This is a genomic window from Mycobacterium stomatepiae (assembly GCF_010731715.1).
GTDB classification, from domain to species: domain Bacteria; phylum Actinomycetota; class Actinomycetes; order Mycobacteriales; family Mycobacteriaceae; genus Mycobacterium; species Mycobacterium stomatepiae.
Genome location: NZ_AP022587.1, coordinates 117,076 through 136,304, shown reverse-complemented (window position 1 = coordinate 136,304; position 19,229 = coordinate 117,076). Strand labels below are relative to the sequence as shown.

At 65.5% G+C, this 19,229-nt stretch carries 20 protein-coding genes and 2 pseudogenes; 10 read left to right on the top strand and 12 right to left on the bottom strand.

The window, feature by feature from the left end; translation table 11 throughout:
* Positions 1 to 12 precede the first annotated feature (12 nt).
* Entirely contained in the window at positions 13 to 510 is a 498-nt protein-coding gene (locus G6N54_RS00715) for a DUF6941 family protein (protein WP_163788110.1), read from the top strand.
* A 4-nt stretch (positions 511 to 514) separates the two neighbouring features.
* Here the strand turns inward: G6N54_RS00715 and G6N54_RS00710 are convergent, their stop codons facing one another.
* From G6N54_RS00710 to G6N54_RS00680, 7 genes are all read right to left on the bottom strand, one after another.
* Positions 515 to 1,105 (bottom strand): TetR-like C-terminal domain-containing protein, encoded by a 591-nt coding sequence (locus G6N54_RS00710; protein ID WP_163788109.1) that lies wholly within the window; start codon positions 1,103 to 1,105, stop codon positions 515 to 517.
* 16 nt (positions 1,106 to 1,121) lie between these two features.
* A complete protein-coding gene (locus G6N54_RS00705; protein WP_163788108.1) occupies positions 1,122 to 2,282 on the bottom strand; it encodes a bifunctional RNase H/acid phosphatase in 1,161 nt (386 codons plus the stop codon).
* Positions 2,279 to 3,016, bottom strand: coding sequence for a zinc ribbon domain-containing protein (locus G6N54_RS00700; RefSeq protein WP_163788107.1), 738 nt, complete (start codon positions 3,014 to 3,016; stop codon positions 2,279 to 2,281). Before G6N54_RS00700 ends, G6N54_RS00705 begins: the two co-directional genes overlap by 4 nt.
* Positions 3,013 to 4,161: a Nif3-like dinuclear metal center hexameric protein gene (locus tag G6N54_RS00695; protein WP_163788106.1), complete on the bottom strand. Its 1,149-nt coding sequence runs from the start codon at positions 4,159 to 4,161 to the stop codon at positions 3,013 to 3,015. The genes G6N54_RS00700 and G6N54_RS00695 overlap by 4 nt, the downstream gene beginning before the upstream one ends.
* Positions 4,158 to 5,204: an Rv2231c family pyridoxal phosphate-dependent protein CobC gene (gene cobC / locus G6N54_RS00690; protein WP_163788105.1), complete on the bottom strand. Its 1,047-nt coding sequence runs from the start codon at positions 5,202 to 5,204 to the stop codon at positions 4,158 to 4,160. Before cobC ends, G6N54_RS00695 begins: the two co-directional genes overlap by 4 nt.
* Positions 5,205 to 5,254: 50 nt before the next feature.
* Positions 5,255 to 6,013 carry a sensor domain-containing protein gene (locus tag G6N54_RS00685; protein ID WP_163788104.1) on the bottom strand — a complete coding sequence of 253 codons (759 nt, stop codon included), beginning with the start codon at positions 6,011 to 6,013 and terminating at the stop codon, positions 5,255 to 5,257.
* A 96-nt stretch (positions 6,014 to 6,109) separates the two neighbouring features.
* A complete protein-coding gene (locus G6N54_RS00680; RefSeq protein ID WP_163788103.1) occupies positions 6,110 to 6,958 on the bottom strand; it encodes an alpha/beta hydrolase in 849 nt (282 codons plus the stop codon).
* A 149-nt stretch (positions 6,959 to 7,107) separates the two neighbouring features.
* On the opposite strand from G6N54_RS00680, the gene G6N54_RS00675 reads away from it, so the two are divergent.
* Genes G6N54_RS00675 through G6N54_RS00665 form a run of 3 tightly spaced genes read left to right on the top strand, consistent with a single transcriptional unit; the run spans position 7,108 to position 9,072 of the window.
* Positions 7,108 to 7,779, top strand: coding sequence for an HAD-IA family hydrolase (locus tag G6N54_RS00675; RefSeq protein WP_179969138.1), 672 nt, complete (start codon positions 7,108 to 7,110; stop codon positions 7,777 to 7,779).
* Positions 7,772 to 8,260 carry a low molecular weight protein-tyrosine-phosphatase gene (locus tag G6N54_RS00670; RefSeq protein WP_264078306.1) on the top strand — a complete coding sequence of 163 codons (489 nt, stop codon included), beginning with the start codon at positions 7,772 to 7,774 and terminating at the stop codon, positions 8,258 to 8,260. Before G6N54_RS00675 ends, G6N54_RS00670 begins: the two co-directional genes overlap by 8 nt.
* Positions 8,260 to 9,072, top strand: a complete 813-nt coding sequence (locus G6N54_RS00665) for an SURF1 family cytochrome oxidase biogenesis protein (RefSeq protein WP_163788101.1) — start codon at positions 8,260 to 8,262, stop codon at positions 9,070 to 9,072. The genes G6N54_RS00670 and G6N54_RS00665 overlap by 1 nt, the downstream gene beginning before the upstream one ends.
* 6 nt (positions 9,073 to 9,078) lie before the next feature.
* Here the strand turns inward: G6N54_RS00665 and G6N54_RS00660 are convergent, their stop codons facing one another.
* Together G6N54_RS00660 and G6N54_RS00655 are read right to left on the bottom strand one after the other, a co-directional pair.
* Complete coding sequence (locus G6N54_RS00660; protein ID WP_163788100.1) at positions 9,079 to 10,029, bottom strand: cobalamin biosynthesis protein; 951 nt, start codon at positions 10,027 to 10,029, stop codon at positions 9,079 to 9,081.
* 40 nt (positions 10,030 to 10,069) lie between these two features.
* Positions 10,070 to 10,210: a hypothetical protein gene (locus tag G6N54_RS00655; RefSeq protein ID WP_163788099.1), complete on the bottom strand. Its 141-nt coding sequence runs from the start codon at positions 10,208 to 10,210 to the stop codon at positions 10,070 to 10,072.
* Between the two features lie 171 nt (positions 10,211 to 10,381).
* Between G6N54_RS00655 and G6N54_RS00650 the strand changes: the two are divergent.
* Positions 10,382 to 12,310: pseudogene (locus G6N54_RS00650) on the top strand (APC family permease); the annotation flags it as partial.
* Positions 12,311 to 12,515: 205 nt separating this feature from the next.
* The gene (locus G6N54_RS00645) at positions 12,516 to 13,883 is read left to right on the top strand and encodes a DUF2254 domain-containing protein (RefSeq protein WP_232073847.1); all 1,368 of its coding nucleotides are present in this window, start codon (positions 12,516 to 12,518) and stop codon (positions 13,881 to 13,883) included.
* A 13-nt stretch (positions 13,884 to 13,896) separates the two neighbouring features.
* On the opposite strand, the gene G6N54_RS00640 is transcribed toward G6N54_RS00645, so the two are convergent.
* Together G6N54_RS00640 and G6N54_RS00635 are read right to left on the bottom strand one after the other, a co-directional pair.
* Positions 13,897 to 15,198: an ArsB/NhaD family transporter gene (locus G6N54_RS00640; protein WP_163788096.1), complete on the bottom strand. Its 1,302-nt coding sequence runs from the start codon at positions 15,196 to 15,198 to the stop codon at positions 13,897 to 13,899.
* Between the two features lie 11 nt (positions 15,199 to 15,209).
* Complete coding sequence (locus tag G6N54_RS00635; protein WP_163788095.1) at positions 15,210 to 15,653, bottom strand: CBS domain-containing protein; 444 nt, start codon at positions 15,651 to 15,653, stop codon at positions 15,210 to 15,212.
* 171 nt (positions 15,654 to 15,824) lie between these two features.
* On the opposite strand from G6N54_RS00635, the pseudogene G6N54_RS00630 reads away from it, so the two are divergent.
* Positions 15,825 to 16,450 (top strand): annotated as a pseudogene (locus tag G6N54_RS00630) (helix-turn-helix domain-containing protein).
* A gap of 140 nt (positions 16,451 to 16,590) precedes the next feature.
* Positions 16,591 to 16,986, top strand: coding sequence for a VOC family protein (locus tag G6N54_RS00625; RefSeq protein WP_163788094.1), 396 nt, complete (start codon positions 16,591 to 16,593; stop codon positions 16,984 to 16,986).
* 4 nt (positions 16,987 to 16,990) lie between these two features.
* Here G6N54_RS00625 and G6N54_RS00620 read toward each other — a convergent pair whose 3' ends face one another.
* Complete coding sequence (locus G6N54_RS00620; protein WP_163788093.1) at positions 16,991 to 18,103, bottom strand: epoxide hydrolase family protein; 1,113 nt, start codon at positions 18,101 to 18,103, stop codon at positions 16,991 to 16,993.
* Positions 18,104 to 18,215: 112 nt separating this feature from the next.
* Between G6N54_RS00620 and G6N54_RS00615 the strand changes: the two genes are divergently transcribed.
* Together G6N54_RS00615 and G6N54_RS30045 are read left to right on the top strand one after the other, a co-directional pair.
* Positions 18,216 to 18,956: a maleylpyruvate isomerase N-terminal domain-containing protein gene (locus tag G6N54_RS00615; RefSeq protein ID WP_163788092.1), complete on the top strand. Its 741-nt coding sequence runs from the start codon at positions 18,216 to 18,218 to the stop codon at positions 18,954 to 18,956.
* Positions 18,957 to 19,056: 100 nt separating this feature from the next.
* On the top strand, positions 19,057 to 19,197 hold the full coding sequence (locus G6N54_RS30045; RefSeq protein WP_232073851.1) for a hypothetical protein: 141 nt from the start codon (positions 19,057 to 19,059) through the stop codon (positions 19,195 to 19,197).
* The last annotated feature ends 32 nt before the right edge of the window (positions 19,198 to 19,229 follow it).

Here is a 19,229-nt window from a genome sequence, read left to right as displayed (position 1 = left end):
AGGCGATCGACTATGGAATTGGCGGCCCTGCTATGCAACCACGCGGAGGTTCAGAACAACCGGCTCTACGTGTTGGGAGGCGGGATCGACCAATCCGTTATTCCGGCGGGCCAACCCGGCCCATGGTCGGTGTCACTGTCGTTGGGACTCGTCATTGACGTCTCTTGGGCGGAGACGAACAGAGATCATGCGGTCCGCATCGCTCTGCTGGACGCTGATGGCAATCCGGTTGAGGTGAAGACGAATTCGACCGATCCTCAAGCGTTCAGCATCGATCTCCGATTCAACCTCGGCCGTCCATCCCAACTCGAAGCCGGCACAAGCCAGAATGTCGCGTTGGCCGTCAACGTGCCGATTCTCGCGTTCGACAAGCTCGGGTCGTACACATTCGCCGTCAGCATTGACGGCACCACGCTGCGCCGCCTGCCCTACCGGCTGGTCAGTCAGCAAAGCACGCCAACGCAGCCTGACGGTCCAGCAGGTGGTGGGCGGATCCTTCCCTCTGTTTGAGCGGCTACTTGCGGGCGATCGCGTGGTAGGCCATGTCGATGACCGCCGTGCAGTATTCGTCGTCGATCGTCGCGTCCGAATACAGTGCGCGAATGTTGATCGGCGCCAACACAATCTGCACCGCGGCCAGGGTGCTGACGCCGTCACGCACTTCGCCGCGCTCCTTGGCCCGGTCGATGAGCCTGCGTGCCACGGCAAAACGAGCTCGCCAGAACATCATCCGGGTCTCTTCGTCGTGACGTCCGCCGTGCCCCATCACCAACGCGCGCAGAAAGGTTCGGCCGATCTCGGTGTTGATTCGCGCGGTCACATTGCGGGCCAATGACTCCAGGTCCCCGCGCAACGAGCCGGTATCCGTTTGCACGTCCCACGCCTCGAGATCGGCCAGCGCCGCATCGACGATCAGCCGTTGACGATCGCCCCAGTGCCGGTAAATCATCGCCGCGTCGAGACGGTGCCGCTCGGCAAGTGCCTCGACGCTGAACCGCTCGACGCCCCAGCGGGCCAGCTCGTCGAGCACCGCCGGCATCACCTGCGCCCGAATATCTGGCGGAACTCCGCCCGACGATTCGTCCGGTGCTTGATCCGGCGACATCTACTGCTCCTAGCGGCTAGAGATAGCCGGTCTGATTCACGAGTCGCACCGAAGATGCCCCGTCTGAATAGAACTCGCCGATGCTCAAGGATGCCAGGTCAAGATGCAATCTGTACAGGATGCCGGGCCCGGCATCCAGGGCCAGGCGCAGCAGCATCTTGATCGGCGTGACATGGGAGACGACCAGCACCGTGGCGCCCTGATAGGTGGCGATGATGCGTTCGCGCGCCTGCAGCACCCGCCGCAGTGCGGCATCGAAACTCTCGCCGCCCGGCGGCTCCGTGCTGGTGTCGCGCAACCAACGGGTGTGCAGTTCGGGATCGCGTTCGGCAGCCTCGGCGAACGTCAACCCCTCCCAGCCTCCGAAATCGGTCTCGATCAGGTCGTCGTCCACGGTCACGTCCAGGCCCAGCGCCTTGGCGGCCACGCCCGCCGTGTCGTGGGCCCGTAGCAGTGGCGAGGAGATCACCGCGGCAATACCGCCCCGTTCGGCCAGATACCGTGCCGCCGCCTTCGCCTGCTGGCGTCCCAGGTCGGTGAGTTCCGGGTTGCCGCGCCCGGAATAGCGGCGCTGCACCGACAGCGCGGTCTGCCCGTGGCGCAGCAACAGCAGCCTGGTCGGGGTGCCCCGCGCGCCGGTCCAGCCGGGCGCCGACGATGATTGCGTCGCAGCAGATTTCGCGACCGGAGCCCCCGGGTCGGTCGCGGGTTCGCCAACCCCCGGGGCGGTCGCGGGTTCGGCAATCCCCGGGGCGGAAATCTCGGCGTCAACCTCGGCCGCGGCGTCCATCGCTTCGTTGGCCAGCCGATCGGCATGCTTGTTACGTTCGCGCGGCATCCACGTGTAGCTGATCCGGTCGAAGCGCACCGCGAGCTTTCGCGCCTCGGCGTGCAGCTCAATCAGATCCGGGTGCTTGACTTTCCACCGCCCCGACATCTGCTCGACCACCAGCTTGGAATCCATGAAGACGGCGGCCTCGCTGGCCCCAACCCGCACGGCATCTTCCAAACCGGCTATCAGCCCGCGGTATTCGGCGACATTGTTGGTCGCATGGCCGATGGCCTGCTTGCTTTCGGCCAGCACGGTCGCGCGGTCGGCGGTGTGCACCACCGCGCCGTATCCGGCCGGCCCGGGATTGCCGCGGGACCCGCCGTCGGCTTCGATGACAACCTTCACTGACCAAGCCCCTTGACCCGCAGCAGGATCGCGCCACACTCCGGGCAGCGCACCACGTCGTCGTCGGCCGCCGCCGAGATGCGGGCCAGCTCTCCCCGGTCGATCTCGATCCGGCACGCGCCACAGCGATGTCCCAGTAGCGGTCCGGCACCCGGCCCTCCCTCGGCGCGCTGCCGCTCGTAGAGCGCGGACAACTCGGGGTTCAGGGCCGCGGCCAGCCTGTCGCGTTGCTGCGCGTGCGTCTGGCGAGTCTCGTCGATTTCGGCCAGTGCGGCATCGAGGCCCTGCTGCGCGCCGGCCAGGTCCGCCTGCAGCTTCTCCATCGCTTCCTGCTCGGCGGTCATCTGGGCCTGCAACTCCTCCCGGCGTTCCATGACTTCCAGCAGCGAATCTTCCAGGCTGCCCCGACGGCGGGTCAGGGTCTCCAGTTCGTGCTGCAGGTCCGCCAACCGCTTGACATCGGTAGCCCCCGATTCGAGCAACGACCGGTCGCGGTCTTCGCGCTGGCGCACCGCCGCGATCTCCGACTCGTACCGCGACACCTGGGTGTCCAAGTCCTCCAATGCGATTCGCATCGCACCTAGCCGGTCATTGGCGGCGTCGTGCTCGCTGCGCATCCGTTCGATCGCCTCGCGTTGCGGCAGCCGGGTGGCCCGATGCGCGATCCGGGACAGTTCCGCGTCCAGCTCGGACAACTCCAAGAGCGAACGTTGCTGTGCTGCTTCGGCTTTCATAATTGATCTCCCCGTGTTTGGTGGCCGAGATGCCCCATATTCCACGGGTCGGTACGAGTGGCGGACACGTGCACCCGCAGGTCCGTACCGAACCGGGACCGCAACATCTCGGCGGCTTGGCCGCACCAGGGGAATTCGCTGGCCCAGTGCGCGACGTCGATCAGCGCCACCTCGGAGGCCCGGCGATGCTCGTCGGCCGGATGGTGGCGCAGGTCGGCGGTCACGTAGGCGTCCACATCGGCGCGGGCCGCGGTACTCAACAGCGAATCCCCGGCGCCGCCACACACCGCGACCCGCGAGACGACCCGGTCGGGGTCGCCGGCGGCACGCACACCCCAGGACGTCTGCGGCAGCGCGGCACCGACGCGGGAGACGAAGGCGCGCAACGATTCTGGTTGTGCAAGGGTGCCGATACGGCCCAAGCCCGCATCGCCGGGCACAGGCACCAGGGCGAAGATGTCAAATGCGGGCTCCTCGTAGGGGTGGGCGGCGCGCATCGCGGCCAGCAGCGCGGCGCGGGCTCGCGCGGGCGCGATGACCTCGAACCGGTCTTCCTCCACCCGCTCGACGGTTCCGACGCTGCCCACCGCGGGCGTGGCGCCGTCGTGCGGCAGGAACTGCCCGATACCGCTGACGCTCCAGCTGCAGTGCGAGTAGTCGCCGATGTGTCCGGCGCCGGCCTCGAACACGGCCGCCTGCACCGCTTCGGCGTTCGCGCGCGGCACGTAGATCACCCACTTGTCGAGATCGGCCGGCTCCGACCGCGGTTCGAGCACCGATTCGACGGTGAGGCCGAGGGCGGTCGCCAGCGCGTCCGACACACCCGGCGAGGCCGAGTCGGCGTTGGTGTGTGCGGTGAAAAGGGAGCGCCCACCTCGGATCAGGCGATGCACCAGCGCACCCTTGGGCGTGCTGGCCGCGACCGTGTCCACCCCACGCAACAGCAGCGGATGATGAGCCAGCAGCAGGCCGCCCTCGGGAACTTCGTCCACCACCGCCGGCGTCGCGTCCACCGCGATCGTGACCGAGTCGAGCACGTCACCAGGGTCGCCGCACACCAGCCCGACCGAATCCCATGATTGGGCAAGCCGCGGCGGATACGCGTCGTCCAGGACTGCGATCACGTCGGACAACCGTGCGCTCACCGATTCCTCCCGCTGTTCGCGACGGGCCTGGCCTCCGAGATCGCCTGGGCCAGCAGCGGCCACTCCCGGCGCACCGCGGCGCGCAGATAGCTCTCATCCAGGCCGACGAACGTGTCACAGCGGCGCACGGCAATCCCCTTGTCGTGCAAACTGTTTCGGACCCTAACGGCGTCGGGGACGCGCAACAGCAGGAACGGAGCCTGGCCGTCGACCACGTCGGCGCCCACCGACGTCAGACCGACCGCCATCTCGGTGCGCAGCTGCGCCAGCCGCACCGCATCGGCTTCGGCGTCGGCGACCGCGTGGGGGGCACAGCACGCGGCCAGCGCCGTGAGTTGCAAAGTGCCGACCGGCCAGTGCGGGCGCTCGGCGGTCAACCGCGCCAACACGTCCGGGGCGCCCAGAGCGTAGCCGACCCGCAGTCCGGCCAACGCCCAGGTCTTGGTCAGACTGCGCAGCACCAGCACGTCGGCCAGCGAGTCGGCCGCGAGCGACTCCGGCTCGCCGGGAATCGAATCCGCGAACGCCTCGTCGACCACCAGGATCCGCCCGGGCCGGCGCAGGGCGAGCAACTGCTCGCGGCGATGCAGCACCGAGGTGGGGTTGGTCGGATTGCCCACCACGACGAGGTCGGCGTCCTCCGGTACTTCCAAGACGCCGTCGAGGCCGAACGGGGGGTCGACGACGACGTGGTGCACCGGTACTCCGGCCGCGCTCAACGCCACGGCCGGCTCGGTGAACGAGGGCGCGACCAGCGCCGCCAGCGCCGGGCGCAGGTTGGGCAGCAACGCGAACCCCTCGGCGCCGCCGGCCAGCGGCAGCACCTCGTCGCGCGTCCGGCCATGCCGCCGCGCGACCACGTCTTGCGCCCGGTGCTGGTCGTCAAGGCTGGGATAGCGGGCCAGATCCGGCAGCCGCGCGCTCAGCCGCTCGATCAGCCAGTGCGGTGGGTGCGCGTGGCGGACGTTGACCGCGAAATCGAGGATCCCCGGCGCCGCGGCCTGATCACCGTGATAGCGCGCCATCGATTCCGGACTCGCCATCCGACAAACACTAGTGCGCGCTGTCGGGCCCGGGCACCGCCCGGGTAAGGCTACTGCTGCTTGTCGATCTTGGCGGCGATCTGAGCTGCGACCTTGACGCCCAAGTCCGCCGGGTCCTTGCGCATCAGGACGACGTCGACAACGACGTTGTTGCGCGCCGTCAGCGCCCGCTGAACGGTGACGGTCATCGCGTCGGGTTGACCACTCACGGTCATCGTCGTCGTCTGGGTGATGCTCAAGATTCGGTTCGTGTTGGCGAACGGACCCATCTTGAATGTCATCTGGGCGCCGTCGTCTTTGCCAGGCACGTTGATTTGACGGTCCGCACAGGCAGGCCAGCGCTGGGCGGAGGTGGTGAAGAAGTCATTCGCCTCCTTGGCAGAGGGGAACAACACCACCACCTGGCCCACCATGACGTCCTGGTCGCTTCCCAGCGACGTGGAGTCGGCGTCCCCGCTGACCGCGGTGTTGCCGCTGCCCGCGTATACGGGTGCCTCCGCGGGACCCATCGTGTAAACGCACTCGTCGGGAAACTTCCAGCCCGGCGGTCCCGGCGGCTGCTTGGTCGAGTCATCCTGCAGCTTGTCGATTTTGTCCTTGCTCGCCGATCCCGTGACGCCCAGCAGGGTGTCGATCTCGGCCGGCGTGAGCAACAGACCCGACAGCGCGGCCTGCGCGATCGGGGGCTTCGATGGCGACGTCGCGGTCGCGGTTGTGGTCGACGAGGCTGGGGCGTTTCCGTTGCCGCCGCCGCAGCCGGCGACGAGGATCGTGACAGCGATGGCGACTCCGACAGTTAATCGGCGCATGCGTTGATCACCCTTCAGCCCCCGTGGTCAACGAAGCATAGCCCGGCTCGTCGCGCTCAGCGCGGACCGTCGGTCGCGTTCAGCGCGACGCGAAAATCAGGTGAAGCGCTGGATGAACTTTACGGAGACGTCGGCGACTTCCTTCCAGCCGCTGTCGATGACCAGGGAGTGGCCCCGGGCGGGAATCCGTTCGATCTCGGTCACGCCCGGGTTGTGCTTGGACTGAAGTTTGAAAGTGGCCTCGGTGACCGCCAGCGGCACGGTGTTGTCGTTCTCCCCCGCGATGATCAACAGCGGGCCGCGGTCAGGATTCTTGGAGTTCACCTTGGTCTCGCTGGCCGGATTGAAGTTCGAGATCGCCGCCTGAAACAGCGGCAGGCCTGGCGCCGGCACGTGATAGGTCTCGTGCAACTCCCTGGCCTCGGCCTCGTCGAGGTTGTTCGCCCATCCGTACTTGAACTGATCGAAGGTCAGGGCCACGGCCTTGCCGTAGTTGGCGGGATTACCCAGCACCGGGAACGACGAGCGCAGCGCCGAGAACGGCAGCGGCAGAATCCCTCTGAACGGGGCGTTGTCGATCGACACGGTCGCCACCGACGCGCCGGTGCCCGCGATCTTCTGGGAGATCAAGCCACCGAAGGAGTGCCCGACGACCGCGGGTTTCTTCGTCAGCTGCCCGATGGCTTCCAGATAGTGATCGGTGACGGCTTGAACCTTCTTGTGGGCGAACACTTCTGGGCGCTCGAACGCCTCGGCGACGCTGGCCGGATCGTCGAGCCAGCCCGGGGCGATCGTCGTGTAGCCGTTGGCTTCGAACAACTCGCGCCAGCGTTGCCAGCTGCTGGACAGCAGCCAGAGGCCGTGCACGAACACCACCGGAGTCAGCCCCGAAGCGTTGGCTTTGTTGATCTCCGCCTTTTCCCACTCGGTGGTGGTGCTGGCCATGTGTTTCCTTCCGGAATCGCAACGCTGGCAAAACCGGTAGGCAACGAAAACTGTTGTCAGCCAGAGTAAGAATCCCCCAGAAGCGAACTGAGCGCATCTCCAGCCAGGCCCTCGATCCCGCATTGCGCGCCATCGACAAGAATGGTGACGTGACAGGAGCAGTTTCGGCCCACGGGCAGGCGCCCCAGCTGGTGATCTTCGACCTCGACGGCACCCTGACCGATTCCGCGGCGGGGATCGTCGCCAGCTTCACCCACGCGCTCGAGCATGTCGGCGCCACGGTGCCCGAGGGTGACCTGGCCGCGCAGATCGTCGGCCCGCCCATGGACGAAACGTTCCAGCTGATGCTCGGCGAGGACGCCGACGCGGCGTTCGCTGTGTTCCGGGCGGAGTATGGCGCTCGGGGCTGGTCGAACAACAGCTTGTTCGACGGCATCGAGCCACTGCTCGCCGATCTGCGTGCCGCCGGGGTACGGCTGGCCGTGGCCACCTCCAAGCTGGAGCCGACGGCACGGCGCGTCCTTGCCCACTTCGACCTCGACCACCACTTCGAGGTCATCGCCGGCGCACTGCCCGATGGCACCCGCCGGAACAAGGAGGACGTACTGGCACATGCATTGGCCCAGCTGCAGCCGCTGCCCGAGCGAGTGCTGATGGTCGGCGACCGCAGCCACGACGTCGATGGCGCGGCCGCACACGGCATCGACACCGTCGTCGTCGGCTGGGGTTACGGCAAAGCCGATTTCGCCGACGGCTACGCCGTCACCGGCGTGACGCATGCGGCCACGGTCGCCGAGCTGCGGAGGGCGCTGGGTGTCTGAGTTGCACGTGACCTTTGTCTGCAGCGGCAACATCTGCCGCTCGCCGATGGCCGAGAAGATGTTCGCCGACCAGCTGCGGCAGCGTGGCCTGGGCGACGCGGTCCGCGTCACCAGTGCCGGCACCGGCAACTGGCACGTCGGCAGTAGCGCCGATGAGCGGGCGGCCAAGGTGCTCCGGGCCCACGGCTACTCCACCGATCACCGCGCCGCGCAGGTCGACGACGAGCACCTGGGCGCCGACCTGGTGGTGGCCTTGGGCCGCAACCATCTTCGGATGCTGCAGCAACTCGGTGTCGACGACGACCGGATCAGGATGCTGCGCTCGTTCGACCCGCGCTCGGGCGCCCACGCACTCGACGTCGAGGATCCCTACTACGGCAATCAGGCTGATTTCGAAGAGGTGCTGACCGTCATTGAGGCCGCATTGCCCGGCCTGCACGACTGGGTCGACGAGCAACTAGCGCAAAACGGGCACGGTTGATGCGCCGCTTGGCATTCCTGCTACGACCAGGCTGGATCGCGCTAATCCTGGTGGTGATCGCCTTCACCTACCTGTGTTTCATGGTGCTCGCGCCGTGGCAGCTCGGAAAGAATGCCCGCACGTCGCGGGAGAATCACCAGATCGAGAACTCCCTGAATACCGCGCCGGTACCGTTGCAAACCCCGTTGCCGCAGCAGGATTCGTCGGCACCGAACGCGCAGTGGCGCAGGGTGACCGCAACCGGGCATTACCTACCCGACGTCGAGGTGCTGGCGCGGCTGCGAGTCGTTGAGGGAGATCAGGCCTTCGAGGTGCTGGCCCCGTTCGTCGTCGACGGCGGGCCGACTGTTCTCGTCGACCGCGGCTACGTGCGCCCCCTGCCCGGCTCGCACGTCCCACCGATCCCCCGCCCGCCGCAGGATACGGTGACGCTGACCGCGCGGCTGCGCGATTCCGAACCGGCGCTTGCGGACAAGGAGCCGTTCTCCAGAGACGGTGTGCAGCAAGTGTATTCGATCAATACCGACCAGGTCTCCGTGCTGACCAAGATTCCGCTGGCCGGGTCGTATCTTCAACTGGTCGAGAATCAGCCCGGGGGGCTCGGCCTGATCGGCGTGCCGCACCTCGACGCCGGCCCGTTTCTGTCCTATGGCATCCAGTGGATTTCGTTCGGCATCCTGGCCCCGATCGGGCTGGGCTATTTCGCCTACTCGGAGATCCGGATCAGGCGCCAGGAAAAGCAGGCGAAGGCACCCGAAACCCCGATGACCATCGAAGAGAAGCTCGCCGACCGCTACGGCCGTCGACGCTGAGCACACTCAACGCCGGCAGCGCGCACGAGACACGGCAGCGGCCAGCAACGCGGCGGCCCCCAGCTGCACTATCCGTGACAGCGCCACCGCGCGGCGCAGATCGGCCACGGTGGGCGCCCGCCCGTCGCCGAGGGTGGGGCGGATCTGCAGCTCGTGGTGATACTGCGTGGGCCCTCCCAGCCGCACGCCCAGCGCCCCGGCGAAGGCCGCCTCGACCACACCGGCGTTGGGACTGGGATGACGGACCGCGTCGCGGCGCCAGGCCCTGGCCGCACCCGCCAGCGACCCGCCGACCAGCGGCGCGCACGCGACTACCAGCACCGCGGTCACCCGAGCCGGGACATAGTTAGCCGCATCGTCCAATCGTGCTGCGGCCCAACCAAATCGGATGTACCGGGGCGAGCGGTGGCCGATCATCGCGTCCAGGGTGTTGATCGCGCGGTACACCAGCACGGCGGGCACCCCACCGGCGGCTGCCCACAGCAGCGGTGCCACCTGGGCGTCGGAGGTGTTCTCCGCGACGGATTCCAGCGCCGCGCGGGTCAGCCCCGAGCCGTCCAGCCCGGCCGGATCGCGCCCGCACAGCGACGGCAGCAGTCGCCGCGCGGCGCCGATGTCATCGCGGTCGAGCAGCTGCGCCATCTGCAGGCCGGTGCGCGCCAACGACGTTCCGCCCAGGGCGACCCAGGTGGCCGCGGCGGTGGCGGCAACGGACCGAAGCGGGCTGTTACGCGAGGCGGCCCGCTGCACGGCCGTGCCGATCAGCCCCACCGCGCCAACCGCGAGACCCACCTGCAACGCGCCGGCAATCTTCGCGTCGCGGTAGGTGAACTGCTCGAGCTCGGCGGCGGCCCGGCCGAATGCCGCGACGGGATGGCCTCTTTTCGGATCGCTCAGCGCGAGGTCGGCGAAAAACCCGACCAGTACGCCGACGATCCGGGTCCGTGTCGCTGGCACTTCGGCAGCGTCTCACATGCGCGTTGCGCGCATCGCTTCGCTAGGGGCCCGACACGACGGAAACCAACGCTAGGCTCACCGGCTCGGCGCCGCCGTCCCAGCCCAGCAGCATCAGCAGGCTTACGCCTTCGAGCTCGACGGTTTGGAATCGAAAACCCAAGTCCGAGAAGAACTGCGACACTTCGGCGAGCTGTCCCCTGGCACCGCAAACACCACGTGATGGACTCTGTTCGCTCGCGGGACGCTTTCGGCCACGCAAAACATTACACCCGTTATCGTTGTAACGCGGAGGGTCCGTCAAGTTTCCGTTAAGGAAGACGCCACCAACACTCGCCTTGGGCTAGGATGAGCCATGACTGGCCAAACTGACCAGCAGGCGATAAGCCCTTCGGTTTCCGACGTCTGCAAACGACTCTTGCTTGGGAAACCGAAGATCACCAGCGACCTGGAACACGAGAAACTGTCAAATGCCGTGGCACTCGGTGCTCTTTCGCCGGATGCGATCTCGTCGACCGCTTATGGCCCCGAGCAGATCATGGTGGAGCTGCTGCCCGCCGCGGGCATGGCCGCCTTCGCCTTACTGCTTCCGATTACCGGCGTGATTCTGTTGATCCTAGCGCTGGTCGCTGGGTCGTACCGCCAAGTCGTCATGACCTACACAAGGGCCGGCGGCTCGTACATCGTCGCCCGAGACAACTTCGGGCCGCGGGTGGCGCAGGTCGCCGCCGCCGCCCTCCTGATCGACTACGTGGTCACCGTCGCAATCCAGTGTGCCGCCGGCACAGTCGCGGTGGTGTCCGCGATACCGGTGTTGGGGCCCTACAGTTTAGAAATCACGGTCACCGCTGTGCTGGTCTTTTCCCTGGCCAACCTGCGCGGGTTACGCGAGGCGGGCCGAACATTCGCTGTACCGACCTACGCTTTGATCTTCATGCTCTCGCTGATGGTCGTTGCCGGCCTTATTCGCGAGATCTTCTGGGGCTTACCTATTTACGACCCGCATCAACTTGATGGTGCCGTGCCGGTCCACCAGGGCAACGGACTGATCATGGGTGCGACCGTGCTCGTGATATTGCGAGCATTTGCCAATGGCGGCTCGTCCCTGACGGGTGTCGAAGCAATTTCTAGCACTGTCAACCTGTTTCACCCACCGCAGGGGATCAATGCACGACGAGCCCTCACCATTATGGCTTGGATTCTGGGTTTCCTGTTGGCTGGCGTCGCCTGGCTTGCTTACGTCACGCACGCCACTCCGTTCGTTGCCGGATATCCGTCCATGCTTTCTGAGATCGGCCGTGCGGTGTTTGGCAACGGAGCGGTCGGCCATGTCTTGTACTTCCTCTTGCAGGCTGCGAGCGCAGCCATCCTCTACAACGGCGCCAACACCAGCTTCAACGGGTTTCCTGCACTCGCCAATTTTGTTGCCGAAGATCGGTTCTTGCCCCGACCGCTGATGAAACGTGGTCACCGTCTGGTGTTTTCGAATGCGATCATCGTCTTGACGGCCCTCGCACTGATCCTCCTGCTGGCAACGGGTGGGTCGGTCAACGCGCTGGTGCCCCTGTTCACGATGGGCGTATTCAGTGCCTTTGCGATGGCCGGATTCGGAATGACCAAACACCATCTGAAGCGCCGCGATCGCGGTTGGCGCCGCAAGCTGACGGTCAACGTGTCCGCGAGAATCCTATCCACGCTCGTCGTGGGAATTTTTGCGGTAGCCAAATTCAACGAGGGCGCCTGGCTCATCGTCGTTGTGTTCCCGGTCCTGGTGATCATACTGATCCGACTCAATCGCCAGTACCGCGCCGAAGCCGCGGTCCTAGACCTGTGTGCCACCGAACAGCCCTGCTTTGACAGTTATCCGCAACATCGGGTTTTCGTGTTCGTCGATTCGATCGACCTCGCCGAAATCGAGGCGATGCGCTACGCGAAGAGTCTGCACGCCGAGGTGCTGACCGCAGTGCATTTCGTCCTGGATCCGAGTCGAGCCGAATTGTTGCAAAAATTTTGGGACCGGTTCGAACACGACACGGCACTGCAGATGGTCGAGTGCCCAGACCGCCGGCTGGGTTCAGCAGCCTACGGGTTGGTATCGCAAACTCTCGATGACCATCCGGACTCCAAAGTGACTGTGCTGCTACCGCGGAGGACATACTCCGCCTTGGTAGGCCGGCTACTCCACGATCGCACCGCCGATAGGATCGCACGAATCGTCAGCCGGATTTCCCGGGCAAGCGCGCAGATCGTGGCCTTCGACGTCGAATCCCAAATAACAGCGGCTCGCGCGGGGCGGATGAAATCGCTACCGTATCCGGGCACCCTCGGCCGGCCGAGCCTATGCCCAACCGGCCACGGTCAGCCGGTTCGGCAATGCCGTCACCCCAAATGGTTGAGTACAGGATTGCACGATGAAAAGCGATGTCATTTACAACGGTTCATGAGATCCGCCACCGCCGCCCGCGTCTTCTAAGAATGCTGGTGCTGTGATGTTCGGCTCCGCTTATCTCGAGGCCGATTGGCGTCGGGAAGCCCTGAGAACAAATCTATGGGTTGTTCCGGTACTGGAAACATTGGTGATAACAGTCCTTTTCGTCGCCACCTACGCAGCGGACCGCGCTGCCTACGACGGCGCCATTCACTTCCCGGAATGGGTGCTGAACGGGACGGCCGATACGGCACGAGTCATCTTGACCACGATCGCCGCGGCAATCATCACCGTCATTGGCATCGTCTTCTCGATTACGATCGTCGTCCTGACTCTCGCTTCGACTCAATTCGGGCCGAGAATGCTACGCAATTGCGTGCGCGATTTGGGAACACAACTGGCTCTCGGGGCGTTCGTCGCAACGTTCTGTTACACGATGATCACCCTGGTCTCGGTCGGTGGCGGCGACAAGGGCGACTTTGTTCCGCATCTGTCGATCACTGTGGCGTTGGTGCTCACCATGGCGAATGTGGGTGTGCTGATTTACTTTCTCAACCACGTCGCCGTGATGATTCAGCTCCCCGTGGTCATCGCAGCCATCGCCAAAAACCTGAACTCAGAGATCGAGGCACAAAATCGTGGTGCCACAACAGCCAAAGGGCTCGCCGTCGGACCGCCTTGCCAAGAGTTGTTGTTGCGGCTGGCCGAGTCTGGCGCCCCTATCCGCACGCCGCGCAGCGGCTATCTGCAAGTAATCAGGATGGAAAAGTTGGTGAAGGTGGCGTCGAAGGCCAACGCGGTCATCGAGTTGCCTTATCGTCCAGGACATTTCTTCGTCGCGGGCCAGGTGATGGCGCGAGTGTGGCCGGCCAGCGCCGCGGCCGCGGTGCAGGAAAGTCTGGACTTCGGTCATATCGCAGGCGCATACCGGACACTCCCCCAGGATATTTCGTTTGGTGTCGATCAACTTGTTGAGATCGCGCTACGCGCACTGTCGCCCGCGGTGAACGACACCTTCACTGGTATGACGTGCGTCGACTGGATCGCCGACGGGCTCTGCCGGATTTCTCGCTCTTGGCATCCACAACGGGTCCGCCGCGACCCCCAGGGCGAGATACGCGTCATCGCCTACCAGCCCGATTTCGAGCGGCTTGTGCAGAGAGCGTTCGACACAATCCGTCAGGCGGCAGTAGGAATGCCCGCAATCATGATTCGCCAACTCGACGCCTTGGCGAAGATCATTGAACAAACATCCGACCGCAGCCGGCGAACGGTGCTCATGCGGCAAGCCGACGCAATCCAGAAATTGAACCTCGAAACGGTGCCCGACTCGGGAGATCGCAATGACGTGTCCCGCCGATACGAGGCGGTAGTGGCTTTGATCCACGCAGATACGCAGCCGTTGCCCTCCGAAATCCTGGCGAGCTGACGGCCTTCCCGCGTTACGCCAGCAGGAAATAACGTACCCAGAGGTAACCCGCCGAGATCGCCAGTGACACTGCGGTCACCACCACCCCTTTTCGGGCGAAGTCCCAGAAAGAGATCGGACTTCCGGCGCGCTTGGCGATCCCGACGACGACGACATTTGCACTGGCGCCTAGCGCGCTGAGGTTGCCTCCGAGGACGGTCCCCAAGATCAGCGCCCACCACAGCACCGTGGGATCGTGCAGCTGGTGCTCCGAGGCAGCCAGGTGAGCGACGATCGGCGTCATCGTGGCCGCATAGGGGACGTTGTCGACGGTCCCGCTGATGAGGAAGGACAGGACGAGGACGGCCATCACCGTCACCAGGCCATTGTTGCCGATCGCGTTGCCTGCCGCGTGGGCCAATTTGTCCATGACTCCGGTCCGCACCAACGCCCCGACCATCACGAACAGTCCTGCGAAGAACAGCAACGTCTCCCATTCCACACTGGACAGGTAGAACTCACGGCCCAGTCTGGATATCACGATCAGGATGCCCGCCCCGGTCATCGCCACCAAGGACGGCTCCATGTGGATCTGTTTGTGCGCAACAAAACCGGCGAATACTGCGAGGAGGACGATTCCGCACTGGACCAGCAGGCGACGATTGCGGATCGCCTCGTTCTCGTCGAGCGACATGACATCGGCGATGCGCTCGGCATCGACGCTGAATGCCTGCGGGAACAAGCGCGGGACCAGGGCGACCAGTGCGCAAAAAACGAGGATTACCGCGGGGGCCATATTCGCCAGGAAGGAGACGAGGCTGAGTTGCGCTGCGGTGCCGATGATCATCGACGTCGGGTCACCGACGAGCGTCGCGGCGCCACCAATGTTGGCCGCGAACGCTTCGGCGAGAAGAAATGGTGCTGGGCCGATGCCCAGCCGCTCGCAAACCAACAGGGTGACGGGTGCGATCAACAGGACGGTGGTGACGTTGTCCAAGAAGGCGGAGCCGACGGCGGTCACAAGCAACAGGAACACCATGATCCGCAGCGGAGAACCCTTGGCGCGCTTGGCCGCCCAGATCGCGACGTATTCGAACACCCCGGTCTGGCGCACAACGCTGACGATGATCATCATCCCCAGGAGCAAAAATATGACGTCCCAGTCGACGCCGGTTTCTTCCGAGTAGAAAACCTCGTGGGAATTGATCACCGGCAGTACGAACATCGCGGTCGCGCCACCGAGCGCCACCAGCGTCTTGTTGAGGCGTTCGGTGGCGATCAACACGAATGCGACCACGAATATCGTGGTCGCATAAATGGCGTAGGCGGTGCTCATCTAGCCGGCGATCACAACTTCAATACCGCAGCGAGCAGGCGGGATGCCGTGATCACTCCCAACAGCTTCCCGTCCTTGACGACCGGAATCAGCGGGGTCCGCAGGCGCGCCATCTTTGCGGCCACCTCGAGGATGGTGTCGTCGAAATCGGCAGGCGGCACGTCGACCAGGTGTTCGGGCAGCATGGCGCCAACCACCTTACCGTTCAACCGCTCTGCGACGTGGTCGGCAACCGATTCGCTCAGTACCCCTGCTAGCAATGGATCGTCCTGCACGTAGCGGGGCACGATGAACCGGACGACTTGCGAGGCAGGCAACACCGCAAACGGTCCGCCAGACCCATCAACGACCAATATCCCGGGCAAACTTTGTTCGGCAATCATGCGGACGGCTTCAAGCGAGTCCGCGTCAGTGGTGATCACCGGGAACTCTTCGACGATATCCGCGGCGTGCATACGCAGACCTTACAAGCGCCGCTTTGCGATCGCAGTGACCTTTGCGGTCTCTTGACGCCGGCCACAACGTTTAGTCGCCCAACACGGAGCGGTAGGAGACCGTGTCCGCCACCGACACATTTCGTGCCCGCTATCTAGTATTCTGCGTTATTAATCAGTTTACGGTGTGGGATGTTGGTGTATGCCGTCTCTGCGCTGGTGATCAGTTCTGACGATCGTGTGACGTTGGAGTCGTGGAATCGGTCCTCGACGGTGTCTGCCGGCCATGTCGAGCGTGTTGGTGGTGGCTGATGGGGTCGACAACTCGAGTGCGGCGCGGATGGTGGGGGTGTCGCGGCCGACGGTGATCAAGTGGCGGGACCGGTACGCGGCCAACGGGATTGCCGGGCATGACAACGAGGCCCGCAGTGGGCGGCCTAGGAGCGTCGATGACGCGGTGATCATCGCCGCGACACTACGCCCGGGCCTATCCACGGCGCCGATTGCACGTGGTGTGCGACAACTACCACCCCCACAAGCACGCCGACATCAACGCGTGGCTCGTCAAGAACCCACGTATGACACTGCATTTCACCCCGTCGTCAGGATCGTGGCTCAACCTGGTCGAGGTGTTCTTCTCGATCATCACCCGCCAGGCGATCCGGCGTGGTTCCTTCGACAGCGTCAAAGAACTCATGGCAGCCATCGCCGCATTCATCGACGGTTGGAACCAACGCTGCCGCCCGTTCCTATGGACCAAGACCGCAGGAGAAATCCTGCCCCACACCCGTAAACAAGCTTCAGACGCGCGACACTAGACGATTCGCCGGCCGTCGCACGGGCCGTCTGGAGGGCAACGTCGCCATCGTCACCGGCGTCGCGCCGGCCGGCGACGGCGGGTACTCGGCCGGCGGCCCGATGCTGGGCCGGGCGCGCCGAGCGGACTAGCGTGCAAGACATGACCTTCCCCGCCCTCAACCACGTCGCGGTCACGGTGCGTGACATCGCCGTCAGCGGCCCCTGGTATCGCAAACTGCTCGGGACCGATCCCATGCTGGACGAACACACCGACGCCGGATTCCGTCACCAGGTGTGGCTGCTGCAGGGCGGCACGGTGTTCGGCATCCACCAGCACGATCACGAGGCGCCCGACGAGAAATTCAGCGAGCACCGCGTCGGTCTCGACCATGTCGGCTTCGGCTGCGCCGACCGTGCCGAGCTCGAAGGCTGGGCGGCGCGGCTGAACGAGCTCGGGATCGAGCACGGCGGCCTCGTCGAAGCGCCCTACGGCACGGGGCTGAGTTTCCGCGATCCCGACGGTATTGCGTTGGAGTTCTTCGCGCTTCCCGAGTGACGCCTCAGCGCACCGTGGCGAAAAATGCGCGCACGTCGTCGACGAACAGTTCGGGTTGTTCGAACGCGGCGAAGTGACCGCCGCGCGGCATCTTTGTCCAGTGCGTGATGTTGTAGCTCGTCTCGCACCAGTTCCGCGGCGGCTTCAACAGCTCGCCGGGGAAAGCGGCGACGCCGGTGGGCAATTCGACGCGGTCCCCGCCGCGCCAGACCCGGAAGCTTTCCCAGTACAGACGAGCCGAGGACGCGGCGGTGCCGGTCACCCAATAGACCATCACGTTGTCGAGTAGTTCGTCTCGGCTGAGCGCGTTTTCGGGGTGGCCGTCGCAATCCGCCCAAGCCCAAAACTTTTCGACGATCCACGCCAGTTGTCCTGCCGGCGAATCGACCAGGCCGTAACCCAGCGTTTGTGGCCGGGTGGACTGCTGGGTGGAATACCCCATGCCCCACTTCTGGTGTTCGGACAGACTGGCCAGGGCCGCCTGCTCCTCCTCGGTCGGGTTGTCCAGATTCCCCGGCCGGCCGATCGGCATGTTCAGATGAATGCCCGCGCAGTGCCCGCCGTTGCGGCCGATCTGGGTCGTGACCGCCGCGCCCCAGTCGCCGCCCTGGGCGCCGTAGCGCTCGTAGCCGAGGCGAAGCATCAGCTGCTCCCACGCCTCGGCGATCTTCTCCACGCCCCACCCGGTGTGGGTGGGCTTGCCGGAGAAGCCGTAGCCCGGTAGCGACGGACACACCACGTGAAAGGCGTCCTCGTCGCGCCCGGACGCCGGATTGGTCAGCGGCTCGATCACCTTGTGGAACTCCACAATTGAGCCCGGCCAGCCGTGCGTGATCACCAGCGGGAAGGCGTCGGGGTGCGGGGATCGCTGATGGATGAAATGGATGTCCAGCCCGTCGATGCCGGTGACGAACTGGTCGAAGCGGTTGAGCGCGGCCTCACGCGGTCGCCAGTCGTAGTCGTTGGCCCAGTAGTCGGCCACCTCACGGGTGTAGGCCAGCGGAATGCCCTGACTCCAGTCGTCCACACACTCGGCTTCCGGCCATCGGGTGCGCGCCAGGCGCGAGCGCAGATCATCGAGTACGTCGTCGGGAACGTCGATTCGAAACGGCTTCACGCATTCATAGTGCCGCCGGCGGCGAACCCACCGACAGTCGCCCCGTTTGGCGCCGCGCCGACACCATCAGTCGTTCTTACTATTCTCTTAATATCTGTGTAGTGTGTCGGCCATGACCGAAGCGATCGCGACCGGCGCGCGGCGCCACCTGCGCTCCGGGGCCGACGCCGCCGCGGCGTACCGCACGGTGCAGGGCCGTGTCGATGCCCTGCTGCGGGGCCGCGTCGGCGAGTGCGAGCGCAGCGTGCCGGCCTGCCCACAGTGGTCGATTCGGCAGACGGTGTGCCACCTGGCCGGCACCGCCCAGGACTTGGTGGGGACCAACCTCGACAATGCGGGTACCGACGAATGGACCCGGGCCCAGCTCGACCGTCTTGGCGACCACACCCTCGACGCGGTCCTCGACCTGTGGGCAACGGCCACCGAGACGGTCGCCGAATTCTTGGCGAACAGCCCGAAACTCGTTGGTGCTCAATCGGTTCTCGACGCGCTGACCCACGAACACGACATCCGCGGCGCCCTCGGCGAACCCGGTTCCCGCACGGCCGATCCGGCGTTCGCGGTGGCCGTCGGATTCTTGACCACGATGACCGACCGGACCATCCGGCGCAATGCGCATCCGTGCCTGCAGTTGACGACCCCGACGACCGGAACCACTCAGCTCGGCGACGCCGCTAAAGCGCCCGCCCAAGTCGCGGTTGAGCTCAGCGATTTCGAGGCGCTGCGCGCCTTCGGCGGACGACGCAGCCACCGACAGTTGTCGGCCCTGCCTTGGGACGGAGACGCCGCGCCGCTGCTGCCGGTCTTCGAGACGGCCGTGGTGCGACCGCCCGCCGGAGACCTCGTTGAATAAAACGAGCTGCTAGACGCGGTGGGCATCGTTGCATCTCAGGGTGCAAGCTTGACGAACCCCGGCGCCATGGGGGGCGCTGATGACGCCGGTGGGGCGGGGGGTGGCGGTACCGGTGCGGGCGCAGCAGGCGGCGGCGCAACCGGGGCCGGTGCCGCGGGCGGCGGCGCAACCGGAGCAGGCGCTGCGGGCGGGGGCGCTATGGGCGGCTGCTGTGGCCGAGCCGGCGACTGTTGCGGCCTAGGCGGTGCCGCGACCGGCAGGGGCGGAGTCCGG